This is a genomic window from Tardiphaga sp. 709 (assembly GCF_032401055.1).
In the GTDB taxonomy this organism is placed as follows: Bacteria; Pseudomonadota; Alphaproteobacteria; order Rhizobiales; family Xanthobacteraceae; genus Tardiphaga.
This window is the reverse complement of record NZ_CP135529.1, coordinates 5,467,940-5,492,418: the sequence shown is the minus strand read 5'-3', so window position 1 is coordinate 5,492,418 and position 24,479 is coordinate 5,467,940. Positions and strand designations below refer to the sequence as shown.

Below are 24,479 nucleotides of genomic sequence, written 5' to 3'. Positions count from 1 at the left end.
CATTAGGCATCTAGGTCGCCCGAGACCTTAATGCAAATATTTTGCGTTAAGAATCTCATTTTTTGCACATGGCAACGCTGCCGGAGAACGAAGTGACGGTGAAAGAACGGGTCCGGATCGGTGGACGCAGCGCGCGTATTCAGAACGCCGTGCATGATGCTGTCCGCAAATTGGGGGCTCTTTCCACCCGAAACCAGATCACCGTGCCCCAGATCGCTGCCGAGGCTGGCGTGACGCCGTCAACCATCTATCGACGCTGGGGCGACCTCTCCGCGCTGCTTGCCGACGTCGCCGTGGCGCGGCTGCGGCCGATCGCGGATCCCGACGACACCGGTGCGGTCGAAACCGATTTGCGCGCCTTCATCGAGCAATATGCCGAAGAAATGTCATCTCCGGTCGGCCAGGCGCTGATGCGGGACGTGCTGTCGGCCCTCAAGGAAGGACTGCCCAGCGCCTGCGCAGGCTTCACCTGCGATCACCTCACCACCCTTAATGCACGCGCCAAAGCGCGCGGCGAGACGCCGTTCGATATCGACGAGGTGATCGACCATGTGGTGGCGCCGATCATCTATCGCGCGCTGTTCAGCGAACAAATACCGACATCCGATTATTGCAATCGCCTGATTGACCGGATTTATCCGCCTGCCCGCAAGCGACGCACCGCCAGTTGATCGTCAGTGCGGCTTCTCGTCCAGCTGATAGGTCAGATGCGCCTTCACCGTCGGCCATTCGCCGGGCAAGATACTATAGACAACCGTGTCGCGCAGCGTGCCATTCGGCGCGATCTGGTGATTGCGCAGGATGCCGTCCTGCTTGGCGCCGAGTCGCTCGATGGCACGACGGGACTGATGGTTGAAGAAATGCGTGCGGAATTCCACTGCGATGCAATCCAGCTGTTCGAAAGCATGCTGCAACAGCAGGAGCTTGCACTGCGTATTGAGCGCGGTGCGCTGAACCCATTTTCCGTACCACGTCGAGCCGATCTCGACCCGGCGGTTGGCGGCATCGACATTCATATAGGTGGTCATGCCGGCGATCTTGCCGTCGGCGTCCTTCACCGTGAATGGCAGCATTGCGCCCGATGCCTGCAATGAAAGCCGACGCTCGATCTCGGCGCTCATCTTTTCGGGCGTCGGGATCGCGGTGTACCAGATCTTCGAGAGGTCGCCTGACTTGGCGGCCTCGATCAGACCGTCGCAGTGTTCCTTGGCGAGAGGTTCGAGCCGCGCGTGAGGGCCAGAGAGCGTTACAGGTTCAAGCCACGGCATCGATCATTCCTTCGTTTAGGCGCGCGATCACGCGCAAAACCGGCTTCCGCTTTTGCTGATCGCGCTCAGGCTACTTGTTCAAGAAGTTGAGCGGTAAGCCACCGCGCGGCCAATCCATCGCAATCAGCTCGCCCTTGCCTGACAGCGTGATATAAGCCGTCTTCAGCTCGGGGCCGCCGAATGCGATATTCGTGGTGACGCGGTCGCCAGTGGGGACTTGTTCCACCAATTTTCCATCCGGCGCAATCACCGAGATGCAGCCGCTGACCAGCGTTGCGACACAGACATTGCCGGAGACTTCGACCGCGAGAGAGTCGAACATCTGGTAGCCGCCAAGGCCCGCGATGGGACGCCCGCGCTCGCCGCGATAGATCACATCAGCCGGCTTCACCTCACCGGGTGCACCGACGTCAAAGGCCCACAGCCGCGCCGTCGGCGTCTCGGCCACATAAACGGTCTTCTCATCGGGCGACAGGCCGATGCCATTCGCGGGCAACATGCCGAAATGACCTTCGACGACCTCGGTGGCACCCGGCTTCATGTAATAGAACGCGCCGACATCCATGTCGCGATGGCGACGCTTGCCGAGATCGGTGAACCAGAGCCCGCCCTGCTTGTCGAACACCAGATCGTTCGGCCCCTTCAGCGGATGCGCGCCGCATTTGTCGAACAGGGTTTCGACCTTTCCGGTGGCGAGATCGACGCGCTGGATCGAGCCACCGATATACTCATGCGGCTCCGGCGCACCGGGCATGATGGCGCCGCGCGATGCCGCCCAGCTGAAACCTCCATTGTTGCAGAGATACATTTTGCCGTCGGGGCCAAGCGCAGCGCCATTCGGGCCGCCGGGAATTTTCGCGACCACTTCCTTGCGGCCATCGGGCCAGACCCGCGTCAGCTGCTGCGCACGGATCTCGACCAGGACGACAGAGCCGTCTGGCATCACCACCGGGCCTTCGGGGAATGCGAGATCGGTGGCGAGGACGCGGATGTTGGGGCTGGACATGGAAACTCCCTGACATTTTCTTGGTTTGTTATGGCGCCTTTGGCGGGTGACGCAACGTGACCGAAGTAGAGCAAACATGTCCGGCGCTGCCAAGCCGCGCAAATGCATGGCCACTTGCGTGGAATTTCCATTCGGCTTTAGCTGCGACCAACGAAAAATCAAAAGCCCAGGGAAGCCCGATGCTGACCGACACAACAGTTGCGCCTGAAACCGATGACGAAGTGCTCTACTCCGTCATCGTCCCCAACGGTTGAACACGATCTCACGTGAGATGCTGTCGCAGCTCAGCAACCTGTTTCTGAGAGCCGATGCCGATCCCGACGTGCGCGTAATCATCCTGACGGCCACCGGCCGCGCCTTCTGTGCCGGGCTGGACATGGCCAGCGCCACCAAGAGCACCGGCATCGGCTCCGCCAATGACGCCAACAACAGCCGCACCACGCTCGATCTCAAGACTGCGCCTCCGATCGTCATGTTCAACATGGAGAACCCGACAATCTGCGCCATGAATGGCGCCGCTGCCGGCTATGGCATGGACGTGGCGCTGGGCTGCGACATGCGCATCATGGCGGAGAGTGCCAAATTCGCCGCGGCCTTCGTCAAACGCGGCGTGGTGCCTGAATCCGGTGGAACGTGGTTTCTGCCGCGCATGATCGGCTGGGCCAAGGCCGCCGAGCTGATCTTCACCGGCCGCACTTTGTCAGCGCGCGAGAGTCTCGCGATGGGCCTTACCAACGAAGTGGTTGATGATGCCGAGTTGATGACGCGCGCCAATGCCGTGGCTGCCGAGATCGCCGCCAATGCGCCGCTCGCAGTGCAGGCTGCCAAGCGCATGATGCGTTCAGGTCTGTCGGAGAGTTTTGGCGACCACGTCCATCACGTCTTTCTGCAATTGCTGCCACTGTTTCGCACAGCGGATTTCCGCGAAGGCATGGCGTCGTTTCTCGAGAAGCGCCCGGCCAAATTCACCGGCAACTGAACATATCGACGCGGTGTTGTGCGCCGCGTCACGCTTTACTGATTAAGTCAGCTTTCCAACTTCAAGGCTTGGTGCATACTCCCGCATTCGAGCCGCATCACAAAAACCTGCGTAGACGGGTCGATGCGGTTGATCGAACCACAGGGAGGACACTTGACCATGCAGCATGACTGGAAAGTTCTGCGAGTGACTTTGCTCGCCGGCGTTGTCGTAGCGCTTACGTCCACCGCAAGCCACGCGCAGAAGAAATACGATACTGGCGCCACCGATACCGAGATCAAGATCGGCAACATCATGCCGTATAGCGGCCCGGCTTCCTCCTACGCGACGATCGGCAAGACTGAGGCCGCCTATTTCAAGATGATCAACGAGAAGGGCGGCATCAATGGCCGCAAGATCGCCTTCATCAGCTATGACGACGGTTACAGCCCACCGAAGACGGTGGAGCAAGCACGCAAGCTGGTCGAGAATGACGAAGTGCTGTTCATCATGAACCCTCTGGGAACGCCGGGAAACACGGCGATCCAGAAATACATGAACACCAAGAAGGTGCCGCAGCTGTTCGTCTCGACGGGCGCCGCTAAATGGGCCGATCCGAAGAACTTCCCATGGACCATGGGCTGGCAGCCGAGCTACCAGGCCGAGGCACGGATCTACGCGCAATACGTCATGACGAATCATCCCGGCAAGAAAGTCGGCGTGCTCTATGCCAATGACGACTTCGGCAAGGATTACATCATCGGACTGCGTGAGGGCTTCGGCGACAAGGCCAAGGACTACATCGTCTCTGAGGTGCCCTACGAGACGGCGTCACCGACGGTGGATTCACAGATCGTGCAGATCAAGGCAGCAAATCCCGACGTCTTCATCAACATCGCCACGCCGAAATTCGCTGCGCAGGCGATCAAGAAGGTCGGCGAAATGGGCTGGAAGCCGGTCCATATCGTCACCAACGTCTCGGCATCGGTGGGCAGCGTGATGAAGCCCGCGGGCTATGCCAACTCGCAGGACGTGCTTAGCGCGGCCTATATGAAGGATCCCAAGGATCCGACATGGAAGAACGATCCCGGCATGCTGGAATGGTCGGCCTTTATGGACAAGTACTATCCCGAAGGCGACAAGGAAGACGGCGCCACCGTGTTTGGCTACGGCGTGTCGCAGGGCATCGTCCAGGTGCTCAAGCAATGCGGCGATGACCTCACCCGCGAAAACATCATGAAGCAGGCGGCGAGCCTGAACATGGAGATCGGCATCTATCTGCCGGGTACCAAGATCAAGACCAGCCCGACCGACTTCAGCCCGCTGGAGCAGCTTCAGATGCAGCGGTTCAAGGGCGAAAGCTGGGAGCTGTTCGGACCGCTGATGTCCGGTGAGAAGAACTCGTAAGCGATACGCGCCGGCGTCCCCCCTGAGCCGGAGGGGACGCACGCGTGCTGAGCCACGCGCTCTCGTTGCTGGCCCCCTCTCCTCAATCGTGCATACTCGACGCAAGCCGCGGCGATCGACGGTCCATTCAGATGGACCGCATCGCGGAAATACAGAACGTCAGAGGAAACGATGCACAGGACACTGGCTCGCGGGATGTCTCTCGCACTTTCCGCGCTCATGTTCGGCGCGCTGGCCACGCCATCTCACGCGCAGAAGAAATACGATCCCGGCGCCAGCGATACCGAGATCAAGGTCGGCAATATCATGCCCTATAGCGGGCCGGCGTCATCCTATGCCTCGATCGGAAAATCCGAGGCGGCGTATTTCAGGATGCTGAACGATCAGGGCGGTATCAACGGCCGCAAGATCAATTTCATCAGCTATGACGATGCCTACTCGCCGCCGAAGACCGTCGAGCAGGCGCGCAAGCTGGTCGAGAGCGACGAAGTGTTGCTGTTGTTCAATCCGCTGGGCACGGCGACCAATTCCGCGATCCAGAAATACATGAATCTCAAGAAAGTGCCGCATCTCTTCGTATCGTCCGGCGCCTCGAAATGGGCCGATCCAAAGCACTTTCCGTGGACCATGGGCTGGTCGCCCAGCTACCACAATGAGGGGCGCATCTGGGCTGCATGGATCCTGAAGAACCATCCCGATGCGAGGATCGGCGTGCTGTTCCAGAACGACGACATGGGGAAGGACTATTTCAGCGGCGTGCGCGAAGGGCTCGGCGACAAGGCGGACAAGATGATCACGGTGCAGGCGAGCTTCGAGACCAGCTCACCGACAGTGGATTCGCAGATCGTCCAGATCAGGACCGCCAACCCCGACGTGTTCCTGAACATCGCCTCGCCCAAGTTTGCCGCGCAGGCGATCAAGAAGGTGGCCGAGCTGAACTGGAAGCCGGTGCAGATGCTGGTCAACGTATCGCAATCGGTCGGCTCGGTGATCAAGCCCGCAGGCTTCGACAATGCGCAGGGCGTGATCAGCGCGGCCTATATGAAGGATCCCACCGATCCGCAGTGGAAGGACGATCCGACCATCAAGGAATGGCTTGCCTTCATGGACAAGTATTATCCCGACGGCGACAAGAACGACATCTACACGCTGTACGGCTTCGGCATTGCGCGCACGCTGGCGCATATCTTGGAGCGATGCGGCGACACGCTCACCCGGGAGAATGTGATGAAGCAGGCCACCAGCCTCGATTACGAGGTCGGCATCTTCCTGCCCGGCACCCGCGTCAAGACCAGCCCAACCGACTACAGCCCACTGCAGCAGTTGCAGATGATGCGTTTCAAGGGCGAACGCTGGGAACTGTTTGGACCCGTGCTGAGCAGCGAGTAGGACGAGCGCCCTACTTCGCCGCATCCTTGGCAGGCGCTGGCGCATCCTTGGCCGCCGGCGCGTCTTTCGCGGCAGCTGGAGCTGGAGCTTCCTTCGCAGCTGGCGCCGGCTTCTTCTGCGCCGCCTGCAGCTCCTCCACCGTTTTCTGCAGGGCAACGACGGTAGCCTTTAGCGCCTCGACCTGCCGATTGGCCGCATCCAACCGTTGTTGCTGATCAAGCCGCAGCTTTCCCAGCGTCTGCTGCAGGAAATTGACGTTGCTTTGCAGGCAGCTGGTGCGGCGCTCCATGGTCTTTTCGACCGTGCAGATCTCGATTCCCGGCACATCCTGCGCCTGCGCCTTGGCGGCGCCCAAAATGGTCAGCAATGTCGTCGCAAGGACTGTTCGGCCGCGCATCGTTTTCCCCATCATGTCCGTCATGCCGCCAAGACCAAGCGGTGTTGGCGCCCGGCTGTCAACCAGGTGTGATGGGAACGAAGAAGATGTCCGCCCGTTCCTTGGACCGGAGCACCTCATGGCGACGCGTGAACGACGGCTGGCCGAATTCGATGGCCAGGGTGATCCTGAGCCTGATCAGGTGGTGCAAGTGTTGTGCGAGGACCACAGCGGCACCTATCAGCTGCCCTTTCCTTGCCAGTTCGTCGATGGCGAATGGCGCAATGCCGAGACGGGCAGCATGGTCGAGGCACGCGTGGTCGGATGGCGGCTACCACGTACAGCGTGATGGCCGCGTGCCTGTTTTAGGAGACGGGGGTGCACTGCGCCGAGCGGCGCTTACGCGTACAGATAGCCGACAGGCTTGCCCTCGGTCCGCAGGGGACGGATGTCCTTCTGTGTAATGATCTTGGCCGCTAGGCCGTCGATTTCATCGCGCTGGGTCGGCGTCCAGCTTCGAAGCTGCTCCATGCCCTTCAGAAGGCCGAGCCGAAGGACTTGCGTATTTTCGCCCATCCCGATGAGACTGGTCGAATTCTTGCCCGCCGTCACAACATCACCGGCCGCAAGTTCGAACGTCTTCCCAGCACTATCCACGAATTCGGCCGTGCCGCGAATGACGCGATAGATGACAACCTCACCTTTCGTGAAAGACGCGGCATCCACGGCCGCCGAGGAGCTCTTAGGCAAGAGGGACTTGCCATGCGGATCGGTTGCGATGATATGACCGGTGACAAGATGACCGCTCGGAGCCTCGATGCCAATATCGCGCACATAGACGGACGCCGCCGACTTGATGGTGTCATCAGCCAGCAGCTTGAAGAGCGCGTCCAGTGCCAGCGGATCCTGAAGCCAGAAGCCTGCATCGTCCGGGCGATCATGCAGCGCATGGGTCCAGGCCATACGTGGCGTCTCGGCTTCGTTGATCTGATCCGGACCCACGATTGTCGGGTTCGGGAAGGTCGTCGGATCGGTTACGAAGGCTTCGAGAAACTTGCCGGAATAGCCCATGGAGAGAGGATCGGGCACCACCGTCTGCGGCGTCTTCAGGTTCTCCTCGGTGGACAAACCCGACCAGGTGTAAAACAGCTGGCGATGCACTATCGCGCTTTGCAGCATCACCGCCCCGGGGCCTACATTGTAGTAGCGGCCGTCGTAGTCGAAGGTGAACATGCCCGACGTGACCAACACGAGCTGGAAGCCGCCTGGTGGCAGGTGAAGATGGAAGTCGGTAGGGCCGGTGTCTTCGCGATAGATCGGCAGATTGGTCGCGACCTCATGAAGGAGGAAGGTTTCGTTGTTGGCGTGAAAGCCTTCATTCGCGCGGCTATAGAGTGCCTGCGGGCGATAAGTCGCCTCGTATGTCGTGTCTTTGTGCCGATCGATCGCTACGAAATCCCCAGGATTCAGGCGCAGAGGATCGCCGTTCGGGTGCTTAAGCCCAGGCCATTTGAGGTCGATCGCGGCATGTACATTCATGAAGATCCTCCATGTGTCTAAAAAACACCCGGGGACCGAACTGTGATTGGCGTCCAATCGATCGGCAGCCAACGCAATGCGGCTCGCGAGAAATTGTTGCTATGCGAAAATCGCGCCAGCTGGCGTCAAAGGCGTTTTGATACCAATCGCGCTCGTTTAGCAGGTGATCTGGCGGCCAAACCGCGCAAATCCCCAGGCGAGCGCTACAAATTCTGGATACAAGTTGAGCACGCCCTGCCCGATCCGTAAGCCGGCATGGCGTTGCCGAACTATCAATCAGTACTCAACTTCGAGCTCTTCGATATCGGTAGGCTCCTGCCTGGCCGCGGCAATCCATTCCTGCATTTCGGGCAGGTTCATCACCATGCTGGCATAGGCTGATAGCTGCGGATCGAGCTTGACGTCATAGGTCGCGAAGCGCGTCACCACCGGCGCATACATGGCGTCCGCCATGCTGCGGGTGCCGAACAGAAACGGCCCGTCGGACTTCGACAGACACTCGCGCCAGATCGTGCAGATCCGATCGATATCGGCTTGCGCGCGCGACCAGACCTTGAAGTTCGGAAAATGCCCCTTGATGTTGACCGGCAGCGACGCCCGCAATGTCGTGAAGCCGGAATGGATTTCGCCCGAAATCGAACGGCAATGCGCCCGCAGGATGCGGTCCGCCGGCAATAGCATTGCTTCCGGCATGATCTCGTTGAGATATTCGGCGATTGCCAGCGTATCCCAGACCACCGCCCCTTCATGGCGCAGGCAGGGCACCAGGATCGATGAGGACAGCAACAGAATCTCGGCCCTGGCGGAGGCATCGTCCGGCGCCGTAACGACCTCGTCGAACTCAAGGCCTGAGAATTTTGTCAGCAGCCACCCTCGCAATGACCACGACGAGTAATTCTTGCTGCTGATGGTGAGTGTCGCGTTGGCCATGACTTAATCCCCTTACGCCCGAACCCAGACAGCCCGTCAGCCCTCGGGTAACCGGTGCCCCGCTGCCCTTTGCTTGTGCTGCTTTAATTTTGTTCAGCAAACCACGTGCCAGTTTTCCAGACGAATTGACTCTTCTCTGGCTTCAATATTGCATAGCAACGAAGCAGGGATAGCTCCGGATGATGTCAATGATGTATCAGGCCTACCAGAATCACATGGATCTGACAGCACCTTGGCGTACCGGTGCGGCTGCCGCATTGAAGTACCTCAATCTCGTCCCGGCCGGCACGTCCGAGAAGCTGTTCGGCCGCCTCGCGGCAGCACTTGAGCTGATCTCACGCTCCGCCCTCACCTATCATCGGCCCGAATTCGACATCGGCAAGGTAATGGTCGGCAATGACGAGCATGAGGTGACGGAAGAAGTCACCTTCAAGACGCCATTCGGATCGCTGCTACACTTCAAGAAAGAGAATGCACCGGAGCAGCCGCGCATGCTGCTGGTGGCGCCGATGTCCGGCCACTTCGCGACGCTGCTGCGCGGCACCGTGAAGACCCTGCTGCAGGATCATGACGTCTACATTACAGACTGGCACAATCCGCGCGACATACCGCTCAATCAGGGCAAGTTTGGCCTCGACGAATACACCGAGCACCTGATCACATTCATGAATGAGCTCGGCCCGCGTTCGCACATGGTCGCGATTTGCCAACCATCCGTGTCGGCGCTGGCTGCAGCAGCGATCATGTCGGAGGACAATCACCCTGCGCGCCCGGCAAGCCTGACGCTGATGGCGGGCCCGATCGATACGCGCATTCAGCCGACCAAGGTCAACGAGTTCGCCAAGAGCAAATCGTTGAAGTGGTTCGAAGACAACATGATCAATTACGTGCCATTCCAGTGCAAAGGCGCGTTCCGGCAAGTCTATCCCGGCTTCATTCAGTTGACGGCATTCGTCTCGATGAATCTCGAGCGGCACATCAAGTCACATGTCGATCTCGCCGATCATCTGGCCAAGGGCGAGATCGAGAAGGCGGAAGTCATCAAAACGTTCTACGATGAATATTTCGCCGTGATGGATCTGCCAGGAGAGTTCTATATCGACACCATACGCGACGTGTTCCAGGAGCATTTGTTGCCGCAGGGCAGGCTGACCTACAAGGGCCGGACCGTGAACTGCGCCTCGATCAAGCGCATGGGGCTGATGACGGTCGAGGGCGAGAAGGATGATATCTGCTCGATCGGCCAGACTCTAGCAGCCCAGGATCTCTGCACCGGCGTGCGAGCCTATCGCAAAGTCCATCACATGCAGGCCGGTGTTGGTCATTACGGTGTATTCAGTGGACGCCGCTGGAACAACGAGATCTACCCGCTGCTGCGGGATTTTGTTCACGTGAATTCCTGAAACCCTGCGTTGTATACAAATAGTCGGGCGCTTCACCCAAATTGGTGACGCGGATGTCGCAGGAATAACCTACGTCGATACCGGGAATCGTTTAGCGGCCGCGTCAGTAACATGACAGCGGTTTCCTATTACCGCTTCGGCGGACCGTGTATTGACGACTGCACGATTTTCACCGGACATACTTACGCATCAAGGCCGGCCATCGTGCCGGCCTTTTTCGTGGATTTTTCAGGCGTCCCGGTCCGGGATCAATTGAACTCGCGGCTGACCCAGAAGCCGAACCAGGTCCACCTGCCGCTCGACACCGGTTTTCAAGAAGACGGATTTCAGCTGGGTCCGCACGGTGTTCAGGCTGACGCTCTGCATTTTCGAGATGGCGGTGACTGAGTTGCCATCGATCAAAAGGCTGGTGATCCGCGCTTCGGCCGGCGTCAAATCGAACAAAGCCTGCAGAAGCTCCGGACCCGGGCTGCGCTGCTGGGTGATCGGCGTCAGGAGCAGGATAGACACAGCGCCCGCAAAAACATCCAGGCCAGCCAGACGGAGCGGCAACACATGTGCGATCAAGGGTGAGCTGTGCTCAGTCCCAGAAATTGGAATTGAACGGCCCGTCTTCGACAGAGACAAGGGCTTGGCCAGCGCCTCGATAAACATGGCCTGAGCGACCTGCGAGACGAACTGCACCTGATCCTGCGCGCCAGTGCCGACAATCGTCGTGCTGGAACTGAACCCAGGATTGGCCGCGATAACGCGCCCCTCCTGACTGACCGCAGCGGCAGGAAGACCGATCATCTGAAGTGTCGCAACCGCCGTGCGGGCGCGCTCGAAGCCCAGCCGACCGGACAGCACCGCTGCACGGGCCAGATGGGGCCGGAGGCCATCCAGTTGATCCGCTACCGCGCGTTCAATCGGCCCTTTGGGGTAAGCCTTCTCCACCGAAATCACGAGCGTATCACCGGAGGGAGACCGTACCGAGGTACCGGCACACCAGCCGAGGCCCGCCGGCCGGAGAATGTCCCGATAGAAGCTCTCATTGTCGAGTTCTTCCATTGTGAACCGGTCCAGGTCCGTCAGAAACCACGGCTCGTTTTCTGCGATTAGTCTGGCGCTTCGTGGATTCTTGGTCGCGTACGGACTCTTGGTCCAACGATCGATCCGCTCGCGAATCTTCTCAGATGACGTCCACCGCGGAACACCCGGCGCGGACGCGAAAATCATGGCGCCTTCGGCATCTGCCAACTCCGCCAAGCGATCAAACACCTGCGGCCAACGCTCCGGCAAAACTCCCGCTTCATAAATCTCGTCAACGAGCGTTTCAAAATTCACGGATGTATCCAGCAAAACGATTCCCGGCGGCTCGCGTCTCGGTCATCACGGTCAGAAAGCAGCACCCATCATGCAACACCGCAGACACCAGACAATTCTCGAGACCATTCGGAAATCTGCGATCGCTATGCTGATGTGCGCGAAATGCCACTTTCGCCAGCCGCCGTTCAGGAGGCGAATGGTATTCACCGCCTAAATAGACCGGTCTCGCGCTGCTCGCCAGTGTAAAGCGAGAAGTTTTACGCCACAGGCGCTTTTGCTGGTGGCAACTCCCGCGGCAAAATCAATGCGGCCACGATCACCAGTGCCGACAAGGCGGCAAAGGCGTGCAACATCATGATGAAGCCACCCTGCTCGTACAACCATGCGACAAGCCCGACCGAGGCTCCCGCTGCGGTAAAGCCAACGAAATAGCGCACGGCATAAGCGCGCGAGCGCCACTCCTCGCTTGTATACTTGCCGACAATCGCCTCGTTGACGGTGATCTGCCCGAAAAGACCAATGATGATTCCGATCGCGACGACAATCAGCGAGATGTTCGACTGCGACGCTGCGAAATACAGGAACGGCGCGAGCACCAGCGATAACGGAACGCTCACCGCCCTCAGCGAGTGCTTATCGATCAGCTTGCCGATGTTGTACTGGGTGGCCGCGCCGAAGACGTAAACGCAGGCGGCAATGATGCCGAGCAATGCCGGGCTGTCCGTCATGTCGGACAGACGCTCGGCAAACAGTTTTGGCAGCGCGACGGTGATGGCGTTGAAGACGGTGGAAATCGCGACCACCGTGACCAACAGTGCAAGGATCACACGCCACATGTCGGACTTCGCGACGCGCGCTTGCGCCGCGGCCTGTTTGAATCCCGAGCGATCTTCATGTGCGACCTCGCGCATGAAGACAACACCAGCTGCAACAGTGAGGAGGCCGGGAATGATGAAGGCCCAGCGCCAGCCGAGGAACTGACCGAGTACGCCGGTGATCAGTGCGGAAGATGCCACGCCGAAATTACCGAACACGCCGTTAATGCCCATCGCGCTGCCGAGCTTGTCGGCATAGGAGACGATCATCGCCGTGCCGACCGGATGATAGATCGACGCGAATAGGCCAACCGAGAACAGCGCCGCACCAAGCTGCAAAGGCGCCTGCACCAGGCCGACAGCCATCATCGACAGACCGATGCCATAGAAGAAGATCACCATCATGTGGCGACGGCTCCAGCGGTCCCCGAGCCAACCGGTCACCAACGAGCCGGCCCCAAACGCCATGAAGCCCGGCGTCGCATAAGGCAGCAGCTCGGTATAGGTCATATTCATGGCCGGACCCATCACGAGCACCGCTGCCGCAAAGATCAGCATTGCGTAGTGATCGATGAAGTGGGCGACATTAACGAGGGTGATGACCCGGCTGGGGACGTTCATGAATCGATTCCTTGGCAACCTTGGAATGCCGTTATATGAGCTTGCTCTAACGGGATGTTGCCAATGAATGTCGCCGAACCGCCAATCCTGGACTTATCCGAGCGACGGCGCTCTGCGATCGACGGCGTCCACATCCTGGCGACGCGCTACCGCAAGGGTATCCGACTGGACACCCATGCCCATCGCGAGGCGCAACTCGTGTTCGCCGCTGCGGGCACTATGCAGGTCACGACTCCGAAGGGCCGTTGGCTGGTGCCACCGGACCGCGCGGTCTGGGTCCCGGCCCACCTGCCCCACGCCATCGATGTGCTGGCCGACATCGAGATGCGTTCGCTGTATTTCAATGTCGACTGGCTCGCGCGGGATCGACGCAATGGCGATCTCGCAGCGGAGTTCGTGGTTCGCGTGTCGCGCCTGTTGCACGAGTCGATCCTGGCGCTATTCGATGGGCGCGATGACGTCACGCGCAATCAACTATTGATCGAGATTGCCATGCTCGAACTGCATCAGGCAGGCGATCCCGCGACCTTCATGCCGCTGCCGCAAGAGCCGCGCTGCCGACGTGCGGCGGAGATGGTGCTGGCCGATCCCACGCAGACTTACGAGATCGAAACACTGGCGCGCACCGTCGGCACATCCGCACGTACATTATCGCGACTGTTTTCGGCCGAGACGCAACTGAGCTTCAAGAGCTGGTGTCAACGCGCCCGGATCGCAGAGGCGATCGAACGACTGTCGATGAACCGCAACGCGTCGGTGAAGCAGCTCGCTGCCGATCTCGGCTATGCCAGCTTCTCGGCGTTTTCACACGCGTTCCGGCAAGTGACAGGCAAGAGCCCGACAGAGTTTATCGAGGCGAAGTAGCGCCGCTTAACGCGGCACCACCGCAGTCGCCTCGATCTCGACGCGCGCAGCGAGTTCGACCAGCCGCACGACCTGCACCAGCGCCATGGCCGGATAGTGCGCGCCGAAGACTTCGCGATAGGCTTGGCCGAGCGCTTTGAGATTGCCGAGATATTCTTCCATATCGACGACATACCAGGTCAGCCGCACGAGATGCTCGGGCTTCGCGCCACCTTCCGCGAGGATGTCGGAAATGTTCTGCAGTGCCTGACGCACCTGCGATACAAAATCCGGCTTCAGCTTCTCCTCGGCGTCCCAGCCAATTACACCACCGGTCACGACGATGCGGCCATCTGCCGTCATGCCGTTGGCATAGCCTTTGGGCTTCGGCCAGCCACTCGGCTGCAATGCGCGCGAAACGGATGCTGCAACATCGCCCTTTGCGTTTGGCACCACGGTCAATGTCGGGCCCTTTGGTGCATTCACCGGGCAATCCTCCCTGAAAGAAACGTCTTCAAACTTATGCAGCAACGGTCGGTGACGCGCCCGCCGCGGCCTGCTGGCGAAGCGCAAAGCGCTTCAGCTTGCCGGTCTCGGTCTTGGGCAGTTGCGTCACGAATTCGATGGCGCGCGGATATTTGTAAGGCGCGATCTCGCGCTTCACGTGGTTCTGCAACTCGATCGCCAGCGCGTCGCTCCCCGCTCGACCGGGAGCCAGAACGACATAAGCCTTCACGATCATGCCGCGGTCGGCATCGGGGCAACCGACAACGCCGCAATCGACCACGGCTTCATGGGTGAGCAAAGCCGCTTCGACATCGGGGCCAGCGATATTGTAACCCGCCGACACGATCATGTCGTCCGAGCGCGACTGGTACCAGAAGTAGCCATCCTCATCCATCAGGAAGGTGTCGCCGGTGATGTTCCAGCCGTTCTGGACAAATTTGAGTTGACGCGGATCGGCGAGATATTTGCAGCCGGTCGGGCCCTTCACGGCGAGACGGCCTAGCGTGCCGGGTGCCACTTCGTTGCCTTCGTCGTCGATGATCTTGGCGACATAGCCGGGCACGGGCTTGCCGGTCGAGCCCGGGCGAATTTCCTCTTCGATGGCACAGATGAAAATATGCAGCATTTCGGTGCCGCCGATGCCGTCCATCAGCTTGATGCCGGTCGCCTTCAGCCACGCATCATAGGTGCCCTTCGGCAGCGTCTCGCCGGCGGAGACGCATTTGCGCAGCGTCGAGAGATCATACTGGTCAATCTTGCCGAGGATGGCCCGATAGGCGGTTGGCGCAGTGAAGCACACAGTGACCTTGTGCTTGGCAACGGCCAGAGGCAGCTCTTCCGGGCCGGCCTTCTCGAGCACCACGAAGGACGCACCGATATGCAGCGGAAATAGCACGCCGCCAAAGCCGAACGTGAAGGCCAGCGGCGCCGAACCGATGAAGCGATCTTCCGGGCTGGCACGCAACACGTTGCGCGCAAAGCCATCGCACACCGCAAGCATGTCGCGATGGAAATGCATGGTGCCCTTCGGGTCGCCCGTCGTGCCCGAAGTGAAGGCGATCAGGCAGATATCATCCGAAGCCGTATCGACAGCGGTGAATTCCGGGCTCGCCTCGGCGATCATCTTGTCGAGTTCGGCTTCGCCGGTGCCCCAGTAGACCACGCGCTTGAGTTCAGGCGAAACCGCCTTGGCCTTCTCCATCTCGTCGGACAGCTTGCTGTCGCACAGCGCCAGCGAAATCTTCGCCTTCTGCAGCGGATAGGACAGTTCCTTCGCACGCAGCAGCGGCATGGTCGACACGCAGACGCCGCCGGCCTTGATAATCGCGAGATAGGTCGCAACCATCATCGGATTGTTGGCCGAGCGCAGCAGCACGCGACCGCCGGTGACGAGGCCGAGCTTGTTGACGAGCACGTTACAGATCTTGTTCACGAGCTCGTAGAGCTGGCGATAGGTATAGCTCTCGTTCAGGCCGATCATGCACGGCGCATCGCCGCGCCCTTCTGCGACCCAGCGATCGAGAAACGGCACCACGCAATTGATGCGCGGCGGATAGTGAAATTCGGGGCGGGTAAACAGAAACTCCGGCAATTGCTCCGGCGGCGGCATATTGTCCCGCGCAAACGTATCAACATGCGCCGTATAAGGCTTTGTCAGCTGCGTATCAGCGGCCATTGCAATGCTCCCGTCACGTCAGATGCCCGGCAACGTCATCCAAATATCATTTTAGACTTAAAACAGTTTTCCGCAACTGCGGAGTCTTGCGGCACGCCGAAATTTTCGGCGGAGGATGCGAATTTGCGCAGTTTGTTTAGGCAAGTCAGCCTAAAGCGTGGCCAGCGCCTTCAGCCGCAGCACCATGGCGGACTGCGGATCGGCCAGCGGTGCCACGGCGGTAAAATGATTTGCGCCGGGAAGCGCTTCGAAGCGCGCGGGAATATGGACACCCCAGGCGTCGACGATGCTTTGGCTCTGCCGCAAATATTCGACACCCTCGTCGCCACCAACCACCGCATCGAGAGCCCCACGCGAAGGCACCGGCCAGAACAACGGACTGACCTCACGGGCGCCGGCATCGTTCAAATGCAATGCATTGTTGATGGACGTCGGCACCAACGGCGCCAGATCGAACAGCCCAGAGATCGCATAGGCGCCGACAATCAGGTCCTGCGGCAGCGCGGAGTCGAGCGCGCACCAGTCCGTTGCCAGCATGCAGGCCGCGAGATGACCGCCCGCCGAATGGCCCGACACGACGAGCCGCCGGCCGAGCTTCGCCAGTTCGCGGGTCGCCGCACGCATCTGCACGATGATATCACCGACCGAGACGGTCGGGCACAAATCGTAGCTGGGGATCGCCACGCTGATGCCATGGCTATTCAGCCCCCGCGCCAGATGGCTGAAGTAAGAGCTGTCCAGTGCCTGCCAGTAGCCACCGTGAATGAAGACGACAATCGGACCTTTGTCGCCGGCGGGGAAGTAGTCGATCGTGTGCCGTGCGCCTGAGCCATATGGAATGGCACGCATCAGCACGCCGCTGTCGCGATAGGCTTTGGCGTCTTGTGCCCAGCCGGCAATCAGCGCAGAGCTTTCCGGGACTTTTGCGCGATTGTTGTATTCGGCTTCGAGATCGATCACTGCACTCACCGCGTCGCGTTTACGGCGCCTTGCCGTTCGCTGCCTTTTGCGCCGCCTTCTGCGCGGAAGCCTTGGTCTTGGCGAGCAGCCGCATCAGTTCGCGAACATCCTTCGGCGCCAGATCCGTGAAGATTTCGGCGATCCAGGTCTCATGCTCTTCGGCCATCTTGCGGAACTCCGCGCGGCCAAGTTTGGTGAGCCGGATCACCTGCACCCGACGGTCGGTGTCGGAGGTGCGGCGATCGACGTGGCCGGATTCGACAAGACGCTCGACCAGGCCGGTCACATTGCCGTTCGACACCATCATCCGCTTCGAGACATCCGACAGGGTCATACCGTCGGGCACCTTGTCGAGCTGGGCCATCAGATCGAAGCGTGGGAGCGTGACATCGAAGCGTTCGCGCAAGCGGCTGCGGACTTCACCCTCGATCAACGTCGTACAGGTCAGGAGCCGGAGCCACAGGCGCAGCTCATCGCCGTGATCATCGGGAAGTTCGACGGCCTTGGTCTCGGAATCGAGAATCATGATGCAATCTTACCTGCTTGAAGCTCCTGCGGCGGCCGAGAGACCGGCAATCCACAATCTCGTACCGCCCCATACCGATCCTTTGACCTTCAAGGAATTTCCGTCCGACCGCAAGCCAAAACGCCGCAGCGTTGACCCCCGTCGATTTTGAATATTTCTTTAAGGTTCAAATAAATTGGCCTACGGTTTGCATAGCGTATTCGACTGATTTCTGACGCCTGGAAGTCATTTACATTGCTTGCGGCTGCGCCCGTCGTGAGCATAATCTAGGCAAAAGAACAGAATTCTGGGTTGGCACGTTTTTCGGCTGCCTGTCGCGGCCGAGTGGAGGAGAAGTTAATGAAGCAGTCTCTCAAATTGGCCGGTTTGGCCGCCCTGATGATGAGCGTTTCGGCCATCCCGGCCATGGCGCAGGAAAAGATCAAGGTCGGCGTGATCGTGTCGCTGTCGGGCGCCGGTGCCGTGCTCGGCCAGCAGGCGCGCGACGGCTTCAACCTCGCCGTCAAGGATCTCGGCGGCAAGATGGGCGGCAAGGATGTCGAAGTCATCGTCGTCGATGACGAACTCAAGCCCGACGTCGCCGTCACCAAGGTCAAGGGTCTGCTGGAGCGCGACAAGGTCGACTTCGTGGTCGGTCCGATCTTCTCGAACATCCTGGGCGCGATCCACAAGCCGGTCACCGAGAACAAGACCTTCCTGATCTCACCGAATGCCGGTCCGTCCAGCTACGCGGGCAAGGAGTGCAGTCCGTACTTCTATGTGACGTCGTATCAGAATGACCAGATCCACCAAATCCTCGGTAACGTGGCCCAGAAGCGCGGCTACAAGAAGATCTACCTGATGACCCCGAACTATCAGGCCGGCAAGGACTTCGTCGCCGGCGTGAAGATGGACTTCAAGGGCGAGATCCTCGAGGAATCCTTCATCCCGCTCGGCACGCTCGACTTCCAGGCCGAGCTCTCCAAGATCGCATCGATGAAGCCTGATGCCGTGCTCACCTTCATGCCGGGCGGCATGGGCGTGAACCTCGTCAAGCAGTACAAGCAGGCCGGCCTGCTCGACCGCATTCCGTTCCTGTCGACCTTCACCGTCGATGAATCGACGCTGCCGGCTCAGCAGGACGCGGCGATCGGCATGTTCGGTGGCTCAAACTGGGCACCGACCCTCGACACTCCGCAGAACAAGAAGTTCGTGGCAGAATACGAGAAAGCTTATAACAGCGTGCCGGCGACCTACGCCTTCCAGTCCTATGACGCGGCCATGCTGATCAACAGCGCCGTCGTTGCCGTGAAGGGCGACCTCTCGGACAAGGCCAAGGTGGCTGAAGCCATGAAGAAGGCCGACTTCCCGTCGATCCGCGGCGGCTTCAAGTTCAGCAACAACGGTTACCCCGTTCAGGACTTCTTCCTGACCAAGGTTGCCAAGCGCGCTGACGGCAAGTTCCAGACCGAGATCGTCGAGAAGGTGTTCTCGAACTACGGCGATCGCTACGCCAAGGACTGCGCTGCGCAGTAATCGCCCTGGCGATCGCTCATCACCGGGCCGTTGCCGCGAAGGCGGGACGGCCCGGTGTTTTATCGGCCCGTGTTTATCTCAGTATAGAAACCAAGTTATCTGATGACCCTCACGCTTGCCCTCGTCCAGATCCTGAACGGCCTGCAGTTCGGATTGATCCTGTTCCTGATCGCCGCCGGCCTCACGCTGGTGTTCGGCGTCATGGACTTCATCAATCTTGCACATGGCGTGCAATACATGGTCGGCGCCTATCTGGTTGCCGCCTTCACCACCATGACCGGCAGTTTCGTCGCCGGCCTCGCACTGGCGCTACCTGCTGCACTGATTTTCGGGCTCCTGCTGGAGATCCTGATCTTTCGACATTTGTATGATCGCGACCATCTCGATCAGGTGCTCGCGACGTTTGGTGTCATCATCTTCCTCAATCAGGCCGTAAAATACATCTGGGGCGCTGCGCCGCTAAATGTTGCAATTCCTGACGCGCTGTCGGGCGCGATCGAGATCACCGACGGCATGCTCTATCCGGTGTGGCGTCTCGTCATCATCGCCGTCGGTCTTGCTGTCGGCCTCGCGCTCTATCTCGTCGTCAACAAGACCAAGCTTGGCATGCTCGTGCGTGCCGGCGCCAGCAACGCTGCCATGGTCTCCGCGCTGGGCGTCAACATTCGCCTGCTGTTCACCATCGTGTTCGGCGTCGGCGCCATGCTCGCTGGCTTCGCCGGCGCCATGGTTGCACCGATCCTTTCCGTCGAGCCAGGCATGGGCGACAATGTGCTCATTCTTGCTTTCGTGGTGATCGTCATCGGCGGCATCGGCTCGATCCGCGGTGCCTTCATCGCGGCGCTGCTGATCGGTCTCGTCGATACGCTCGGACGTTTCTTCGCGCCCACGCTGCTCAAGCTGCTGCTCGATCCCTCGGCGGCCAGCCAGACCGGCCGCGCCATTGCGCCGATGCTGATCTATATTCTGATGGCTGCGGTGCTGTTCTTCCGGCCATCCGGCCTGTTCCCGTCCAAGCAGTAACGGGAGCAGACCATGAACAATCTCGTCGACCTCGACACCCCCGCTTCGCCTGCCCTCGCAACGCCTCCGCGTGCCAGCCGGGCCTATCTGCTGCCGCTGATCGTGTTTGTGATCTTCGCCCTTGTGCCGCTCTCGGCACTATGGGGATCGCAGAGCTTCATCCTCGCGCTGGTCACGCGCATCATGATCCTGGCGCTCGCCGCCATGTCGCTCGATCTGCTGATCGGCTACGGCGCCATGATCTCGTTCGGCCATGCCGCCTATGTCGGCCTTGGCGCCTACAGCGTCGCGATCCTTGCCAGCCACGGAATCACCGACGGCTTCATCCAGCTTGCGGTGGCGCTCGGTGTCTCGCTCATCTTCGCTCTCTTCACAGGCGCGATCTCGCTGCGGACCAAGGGCGTCTATTTCATCATGATCACGCTGGCTTTTGGCCAGATGCTGTTCTTCCTCGGCACTTCGCTGGCTGCCTATGGCGGTGACGACGGGCTGACGCTGGCATCGCGCAGCATGTTCTTCGGCTCGAAGTTCTTGAAGAACGATGTGGCGATGTATTACGTCGCCTTCGGCGTGCTGCTCGGCGCTTATCTGCTGCTCCGCGCTATCGTCGCGTCCCGCTTCGGTCGGGTGCTGCGCGGCATTCGCGAGAATCCCGTACGTATGGAAGCGATCGGCTTTGCGCCGTATCGTTATCAGCTCACTGCCTACGTCATTGCCGGCATGATTGCCGGCGTGTCGGGCTTTCTGCTTGCCAACCAGACCGAATTCGTCAGCCCGGCCTATACGGCCTGGCAGCGCTCCGGCGACCTGATCTTCGTACTGGTGCTCGGCGGCCTCGGCTCGCTGCATGGCGCAATCATCGGCGCCGCCGTGTTCAGCCTGCTGGCAGATATCCTGTCGCATTACACGGAAAACTGGGCACTGATCTTCGGACCCATCCTCATTCTCGTCGTGCTATACGCCCGCGGCGGCATCACCGGATTGTTCGGGAGCAAATCATGAGTAGCGCTCCGCTTCAGTTGCAGAACATCTGCAAGAACTACGGCGCCCTGCGCGTCACCGACGACGTATCGCTGAACATCGAGGCGGGCGAATTGCACGCCATCATCGGCCCCAACGGCGCCGGCAAGACCACGCTGATCCACCAGATTTCCGGACACGCACAATCGGACTCCGGCCGTATCATATTCGACGGCCAAGACGTGTCGCGGTTACCGATGGCAGAGCGTGCGCGGATGGGCCTGGTGCGCTCGTTCCAGATCACCTCGATCCTGCCGCGCTTCTCCGCACTGGAGAATGTCGCCATCGCCGTTCAGGCACGCAGCGGCTCGAGCTTCAGCTTCTTCGGCAATGCGTCGAAGGAATCAGCGCTGAACGACACCGCCATGGCGCTGCTGTCGCGCTTCGGCCTCGCCGCTCGCGCAAGCGTGCCGGCCGAGCAGATGTCGCATGGCGAGAAACGCCAGCTCGAAATCGCCATTGCACTGGCGGCGCAACCAAAACTGCTGCTGCTCGACGAACCGCTCGCCGGCACCAGCCACGATGAATCACAGCGACTGATCAACACGCTGCAGGAGCTGCGCAAGGAACTTCCCGTCGTGCTGATCGAACACGATATGGACGCCGTCTTCGCACTGGCTGACCGCGTCTCGGTCCTGGTTTACGGCCGCATCATCGCGTCCGGCTCGCCGCAGAGCATCCGCGACAATGCAGAGGTGCGCACCGCCTATCTCGGCGAGGAGGCCGCCTGATGCTTTCAGTTTTAAATCTCCAGGCTGCTTACGGCGCCGCCAAAGTTCTGTTCGATATTTCGTTGAATATCGGCACTGGTGAGGTCGTGACCCTGCTCGGTCGCAACGGCATGGGAAAGACGACCACCATCAACGCCATCATGGGGCTGATTCATCCGACTGGCGGCACCGTCACCTTCGACGACAAACCGATGGCCGGGCTGCCGTCCTATCGCATCGCCCAGGCAGGCATCGGTCTGGTGCCCGAAGGCCGCCAGATATTTCCCACACTGACAGTGGAGGAAAACCTGGTCGCTACCGCCGCCGTGCGGCATCCACCTGCGCGCTGGACGCTGGACAAGATCTACGAGCTGTTTCCGCGCCTCAAGGAGCGTCGCAGCAATCTCGGCACGCAGTTGTCGGGCGGCGAGCAGCAGATGCTGGCCGTTGGCCGCGCGCTGATGACCAACCCGAAGCTGCTCATTCTCGATGAAGCCACCGAAGGCCTTGCACCGCTGATCCGCCTCGAAATCTGGAATTGCCTGAAGAAACTCAAGGCTGAACATCAGTCCATTCTGGTCATCGACAAGAACGTCGATGCGCTCGCCGGCTTTGCCGATCGCCATGTGGTGATCGAAAAAGGCCGCGTCGTGTGGACCGGCACATCCGAGCAACTGAAGAGCGACTCGACCGTGAAGGACCGTTTCCTCCACGTTTGATCAACTGTTTTCGAGTACCACCCGACGCGTCGTAATGCGTGACCCAAGGAAGGACACCCCAATGAAAACCGAGATCGCCGGCATCACGCGTGCCAATGAGGGCATGCAGGGTATCACCTGGAACATCCTCGGCCAGACCTATGTGCCGAAGAACTGCACCGAGGATTCGTTCTCGTGGCACGCCACCTTCCCGCCCGGCACCTTCGTGCCGCCGCACATTCATCCCGACCAGGATGAGTATCTCTACATCCTCGAAGGCAAGCTCGACTTCTTCCTCGGCGGCTCCGAGACTTCGGCCACGCCGGGCGATCTGGTGCGCCTGCAGCGCGGAATTCCGCACGGCATCTTCAACAAGTCCGATCAGAACGCCAAGGTGTTGTTCTGGGTGTCGCCGAGCCGCCGGCTCTATGACCTGTTCTGGGCGATCCACAACATGAAGGAGCAGAAGCCCGAGGACGTGGTGGCGCTCGCCGCCGAATACAACATCCACTTCCTGCCGCCGCCTCCCGGCGCGTAAGAGGCGGCTCTTCGTTCAGGCCACATACCATCATCGACGTCATGGCCGGGCTTGTCCCGGCCATCTACGTCTTAAGCTGCACCCAAAACGTGGATGCCCGGGACAAGCCCGGGCATGACGAAAGCTAAATTCTCGATTTGCAGCGAGCTAGATCAGCCGTTCACCACCGCCAGCCCGGGCTGCGCTGCGAACCCTGCCTTGTGCGCATAGCCCTTCACGATGGCTTCGCGCTGCGCGTAGCTCAACACGTTCTCGACATTGTCGAACCCGTCCGGGGCGATCTGCTCCACGGCATCAATGACGCCTTCCGGACCGCCGCGGCGGTTGGAGCGCACGATCTCGGCCGTCATAGGCAGGCGCTTGCGCTCATAGGCCATCAATGCCTGGCGCGGATGCTCGGCATGAGCCAGCGAGTCGGCCAGCGCGCGCGCATCAAGGATTGCCTGTGAGGCGCCGTTGGAGCCGACCGGATACATCGGGTGCGCGGCGTCGCCGAGCAGCGTGACGCGTCCGCCAGACCAGTATGGCAGGGGATCGCGGTCGCAGCAGGGATATTCCCAGAACTCCGGGGTCGCCGTGATCAGCGCCGGCACATCGATATGAGGCACATTGAAACGCGCCACATGCGGCATCAATTCGTCGCGCTTGCCGGGACGTGACCAGTCCTCGCGGCGCGGAGGCAGCGTGCCACCCTCGCCGGTCTTCACCAGCACGGCCCAGTTGGTCAGCCGATTACCCGCAGTCTCACCTTCGGCAATTGGATAGACCACGACCTTGGCGTGGAGACCGCCAGCGACAATCATCGAATTGCCGGTGAGGAAAGCCGGCCAGTCGCGCGCACCACGCCACAGCATCAGACCGTTCCAGACTGGATGTCCTTCGTTCGGGAACAGCGTGCTCCGAACCTTGGAGTGGATGCCGTCGGCGCCGATCAGGATATCGCCGCGCGCGGTCTCGACATGATTGTTGTTGCGATCGAAGAAATAAGCGGTGACGCCGCCTTCGTCCTGCGTGAAGTGACCGAGTCGGCGACCCGTGTGGATCGCCTCGGCACCGAGGCGCTCTTCCACCGCGCGATGGATCGCGGTCTGCAGACGGCCGCGATGAATCGAGAATTGCGGCACGTCGTGACCGGCGCCGAAACCGCGCTTCTCGCGCCAGACTTCCTGACCGTGGCGGTTGAGATAATGCAATTCATCGGTGCGGATCGCGACGGCATCGAGCCTGTCGAGCAGACCGAGGCCGGCGAGTTCGCGGATCGCATGTGGCAGCGTATTGATGCCAACGCCAAGCTCGCGGATGCTGTCAGCCTGTTCGTAGAGTTCGCAATTGATGCCCCGCGCCCGCAGCATCAAGGCAGTGGTCAGACCGCCGACTCCGCCGCCCACGATGATTGCTCTCATCAGCCCTACTCCACTTTACGCAACGCCCAGAATTTAGCCGC

Annotated in this window: 26 protein-coding genes; 14 read left to right on the top strand and 12 right to left on the bottom strand. The window is 60.3% G+C overall.

All coding sequences use genetic code 11. From position 1 onward, the window contains the following. Positions 1 to 92 precede the first annotated feature (92 nt). Positions 93 to 671 carry a TetR/AcrR family transcriptional regulator gene (locus RSO67_RS26495; RefSeq protein ID WP_315841269.1) on the top strand — a complete coding sequence of 193 codons (579 nt, stop codon included), beginning with the start codon at positions 93 to 95 and terminating at the stop codon, positions 669 to 671. A gap of 3 nt (positions 672 to 674) precedes the next feature. On the opposite strand, the gene RSO67_RS26490 is transcribed toward RSO67_RS26495, so the two are convergent. Next, on the bottom strand, positions 675 to 1,268 hold the full coding sequence (locus RSO67_RS26490; protein WP_315841268.1) for a GNAT family protein: 594 nt from the start codon (positions 1,266 to 1,268) through the stop codon (positions 675 to 677). 70 nt (positions 1,269 to 1,338) lie between these two features. Next, positions 1,339 to 2,274 (bottom strand): SMP-30/gluconolactonase/LRE family protein, encoded by a 936-nt coding sequence (locus RSO67_RS26485; RefSeq protein ID WP_315841267.1) that lies wholly within the window; start codon positions 2,272 to 2,274, stop codon positions 1,339 to 1,341. A gap of 56 nt (positions 2,275 to 2,330) precedes the next feature. Between RSO67_RS26485 and RSO67_RS26480 the strand changes: the two genes are divergently transcribed. The 4 genes from RSO67_RS26480 to RSO67_RS26465 all read left to right on the top strand — a co-directional run bounded on the left by RSO67_RS26480 (position 2,331) and on the right by RSO67_RS26465 (position 6,028). Then, a complete protein-coding gene (locus RSO67_RS26480; RefSeq protein ID WP_315841266.1) occupies positions 2,331 to 2,528 on the top strand; it encodes a hypothetical protein in 198 nt (65 codons plus the stop codon). Between the two features lie 17 nt (positions 2,529 to 2,545). Then, positions 2,546 to 3,253: an enoyl-CoA hydratase/isomerase family protein gene (locus RSO67_RS26475; RefSeq protein ID WP_315841265.1), complete on the top strand. Its 708-nt coding sequence runs from the start codon at positions 2,546 to 2,548 to the stop codon at positions 3,251 to 3,253. Between the two features lie 159 nt (positions 3,254 to 3,412). Further along, positions 3,413 to 4,639: an ABC transporter substrate-binding protein gene (locus RSO67_RS26470; protein ID WP_315844370.1), complete on the top strand. Its 1,227-nt coding sequence runs from the start codon at positions 3,413 to 3,415 to the stop codon at positions 4,637 to 4,639. 195 nt (positions 4,640 to 4,834) lie between these two features. Next, positions 4,835 to 6,028 carry an ABC transporter substrate-binding protein gene (locus RSO67_RS26465; protein WP_315841264.1) on the top strand — a complete coding sequence of 398 codons (1,194 nt, stop codon included), beginning with the start codon at positions 4,835 to 4,837 and terminating at the stop codon, positions 6,026 to 6,028. A 10-nt stretch (positions 6,029 to 6,038) separates the two neighbouring features. Here the strand turns inward: RSO67_RS26465 and RSO67_RS26460 are convergent, their stop codons facing one another. Further along, positions 6,039 to 6,425 (bottom strand): hypothetical protein, encoded by a 387-nt coding sequence (locus RSO67_RS26460; protein ID WP_315841263.1) that lies wholly within the window; start codon positions 6,423 to 6,425, stop codon positions 6,039 to 6,041. Between the two features lie 118 nt (positions 6,426 to 6,543). Here RSO67_RS26460 and RSO67_RS26455 point away from each other — a divergent pair, with 118 nt between their 5' ends. Then, positions 6,544 to 6,753 carry a hypothetical protein gene (locus RSO67_RS26455; protein ID WP_315841262.1) on the top strand — a complete coding sequence of 70 codons (210 nt, stop codon included), beginning with the start codon at positions 6,544 to 6,546 and terminating at the stop codon, positions 6,751 to 6,753. A 50-nt stretch (positions 6,754 to 6,803) separates the two neighbouring features. Here the strand turns inward: RSO67_RS26455 and RSO67_RS26450 are convergent, their stop codons facing one another. Continuing rightward, positions 6,804 to 7,943, bottom strand: a complete 1,140-nt coding sequence (locus tag RSO67_RS26450) for a hypothetical protein (protein WP_315844369.1) — start codon at positions 7,941 to 7,943, stop codon at positions 6,804 to 6,806. Between the two features lie 276 nt (positions 7,944 to 8,219). After that, positions 8,220 to 8,873 (bottom strand): glutathione S-transferase family protein, encoded by a 654-nt coding sequence (locus tag RSO67_RS26445; protein ID WP_315841261.1) that lies wholly within the window; start codon positions 8,871 to 8,873, stop codon positions 8,220 to 8,222. Positions 8,874 to 9,052: 179 nt separating this feature from the next. Here RSO67_RS26445 and RSO67_RS26440 point away from each other — a divergent pair, with 179 nt between their 5' ends. Continuing rightward, positions 9,053 to 10,276 (top strand): polyhydroxyalkanoate depolymerase, encoded by a 1,224-nt coding sequence (locus tag RSO67_RS26440; RefSeq protein ID WP_315841260.1) that lies wholly within the window; start codon positions 9,053 to 9,055, stop codon positions 10,274 to 10,276. Between the two features lie 228 nt (positions 10,277 to 10,504). On the opposite strand, the gene RSO67_RS26435 is transcribed toward RSO67_RS26440, so the two are convergent. After that, positions 10,505 to 11,602, bottom strand: a complete 1,098-nt coding sequence (locus RSO67_RS26435) for a helix-turn-helix transcriptional regulator (protein ID WP_315841259.1) — start codon at positions 11,600 to 11,602, stop codon at positions 10,505 to 10,507. Positions 11,603 to 11,841: 239 nt separating this feature from the next. Next, positions 11,842 to 13,020: an MFS transporter gene (locus RSO67_RS26430; protein ID WP_315841258.1), complete on the bottom strand. Its 1,179-nt coding sequence runs from the start codon at positions 13,018 to 13,020 to the stop codon at positions 11,842 to 11,844. 63 nt (positions 13,021 to 13,083) lie between these two features. Here RSO67_RS26430 and RSO67_RS26425 point away from each other — a divergent pair, with 63 nt between their 5' ends. Next, entirely contained in the window at positions 13,084 to 13,884 is an 801-nt protein-coding gene (locus RSO67_RS26425) for a helix-turn-helix transcriptional regulator (protein WP_315841257.1), read from the top strand. A 6-nt stretch (positions 13,885 to 13,890) separates the two neighbouring features. Here RSO67_RS26425 and RSO67_RS26420 read toward each other — a convergent pair whose 3' ends face one another. The 4 genes from RSO67_RS26420 to RSO67_RS26405 all read right to left on the bottom strand — a co-directional run bounded on the left by RSO67_RS26420 (position 13,891) and on the right by RSO67_RS26405 (position 17,531). Then, positions 13,891 to 14,349, bottom strand: a complete 459-nt coding sequence (locus tag RSO67_RS26420) for a RidA family protein (protein WP_410001783.1) — start codon at positions 14,347 to 14,349, stop codon at positions 13,891 to 13,893. 34 nt (positions 14,350 to 14,383) lie between these two features. Further along, complete coding sequence (locus RSO67_RS26415) at positions 14,384 to 16,051, bottom strand: AMP-binding protein (RefSeq protein ID WP_410001918.1); 1,668 nt, start codon at positions 16,049 to 16,051, stop codon at positions 14,384 to 14,386. Between the two features lie 144 nt (positions 16,052 to 16,195). After that, a complete protein-coding gene (locus RSO67_RS26410; RefSeq protein WP_315841255.1) occupies positions 16,196 to 17,005 on the bottom strand; it encodes an alpha/beta hydrolase in 810 nt (269 codons plus the stop codon). 19 nt (positions 17,006 to 17,024) lie between these two features. Continuing rightward, complete coding sequence (locus tag RSO67_RS26405) at positions 17,025 to 17,531, bottom strand: MarR family winged helix-turn-helix transcriptional regulator (RefSeq protein ID WP_184514565.1); 507 nt, start codon at positions 17,529 to 17,531, stop codon at positions 17,025 to 17,027. Positions 17,532 to 17,870: 339 nt separating this feature from the next. Here RSO67_RS26405 and RSO67_RS26400 point away from each other — a divergent pair, with 339 nt between their 5' ends. From RSO67_RS26400 to RSO67_RS26375, 6 genes are all read left to right on the top strand, one after another. Beyond that, on the top strand, positions 17,871 to 19,046 hold the full coding sequence (locus RSO67_RS26400) for an ABC transporter substrate-binding protein (RefSeq protein ID WP_315841254.1): 1,176 nt from the start codon (positions 17,871 to 17,873) through the stop codon (positions 19,044 to 19,046). Positions 19,047 to 19,148: 102 nt separating this feature from the next. After that, positions 19,149 to 20,069 carry a branched-chain amino acid ABC transporter permease gene (locus RSO67_RS26395; RefSeq protein ID WP_315841253.1) on the top strand — a complete coding sequence of 307 codons (921 nt, stop codon included), beginning with the start codon at positions 19,149 to 19,151 and terminating at the stop codon, positions 20,067 to 20,069. A 12-nt stretch (positions 20,070 to 20,081) separates the two neighbouring features. Continuing rightward, the gene (locus RSO67_RS26390) at positions 20,082 to 21,071 is read left to right on the top strand and encodes a branched-chain amino acid ABC transporter permease (protein WP_315841252.1); all 990 of its coding nucleotides are present in this window, start codon (positions 20,082 to 20,084) and stop codon (positions 21,069 to 21,071) included. Next, the gene (locus tag RSO67_RS26385) at positions 21,068 to 21,820 is read left to right on the top strand and encodes an ABC transporter ATP-binding protein (RefSeq protein ID WP_315841251.1); all 753 of its coding nucleotides are present in this window, start codon (positions 21,068 to 21,070) and stop codon (positions 21,818 to 21,820) included. Before RSO67_RS26390 ends, RSO67_RS26385 begins: the two co-directional genes overlap by 4 nt. Further along, entirely contained in the window at positions 21,820 to 22,518 is a 699-nt protein-coding gene (locus RSO67_RS26380) for an ABC transporter ATP-binding protein (protein WP_315841250.1), read from the top strand. Before RSO67_RS26385 ends, RSO67_RS26380 begins: the two co-directional genes overlap by 1 nt. A 61-nt stretch (positions 22,519 to 22,579) precedes the next feature. Further along, positions 22,580 to 23,035 (top strand): cupin domain-containing protein, encoded by a 456-nt coding sequence (locus tag RSO67_RS26375; protein WP_089267419.1) that lies wholly within the window; start codon positions 22,580 to 22,582, stop codon positions 23,033 to 23,035. Positions 23,036 to 23,187: 152 nt separating this feature from the next. Here RSO67_RS26375 and RSO67_RS26370 read toward each other — a convergent pair whose 3' ends face one another. After that, positions 23,188 to 24,438: a flavin-dependent oxidoreductase gene (locus RSO67_RS26370; RefSeq protein WP_315841249.1), complete on the bottom strand. Its 1,251-nt coding sequence runs from the start codon at positions 24,436 to 24,438 to the stop codon at positions 23,188 to 23,190. Positions 24,439 to 24,479: the final 41 nt, after the last annotated feature.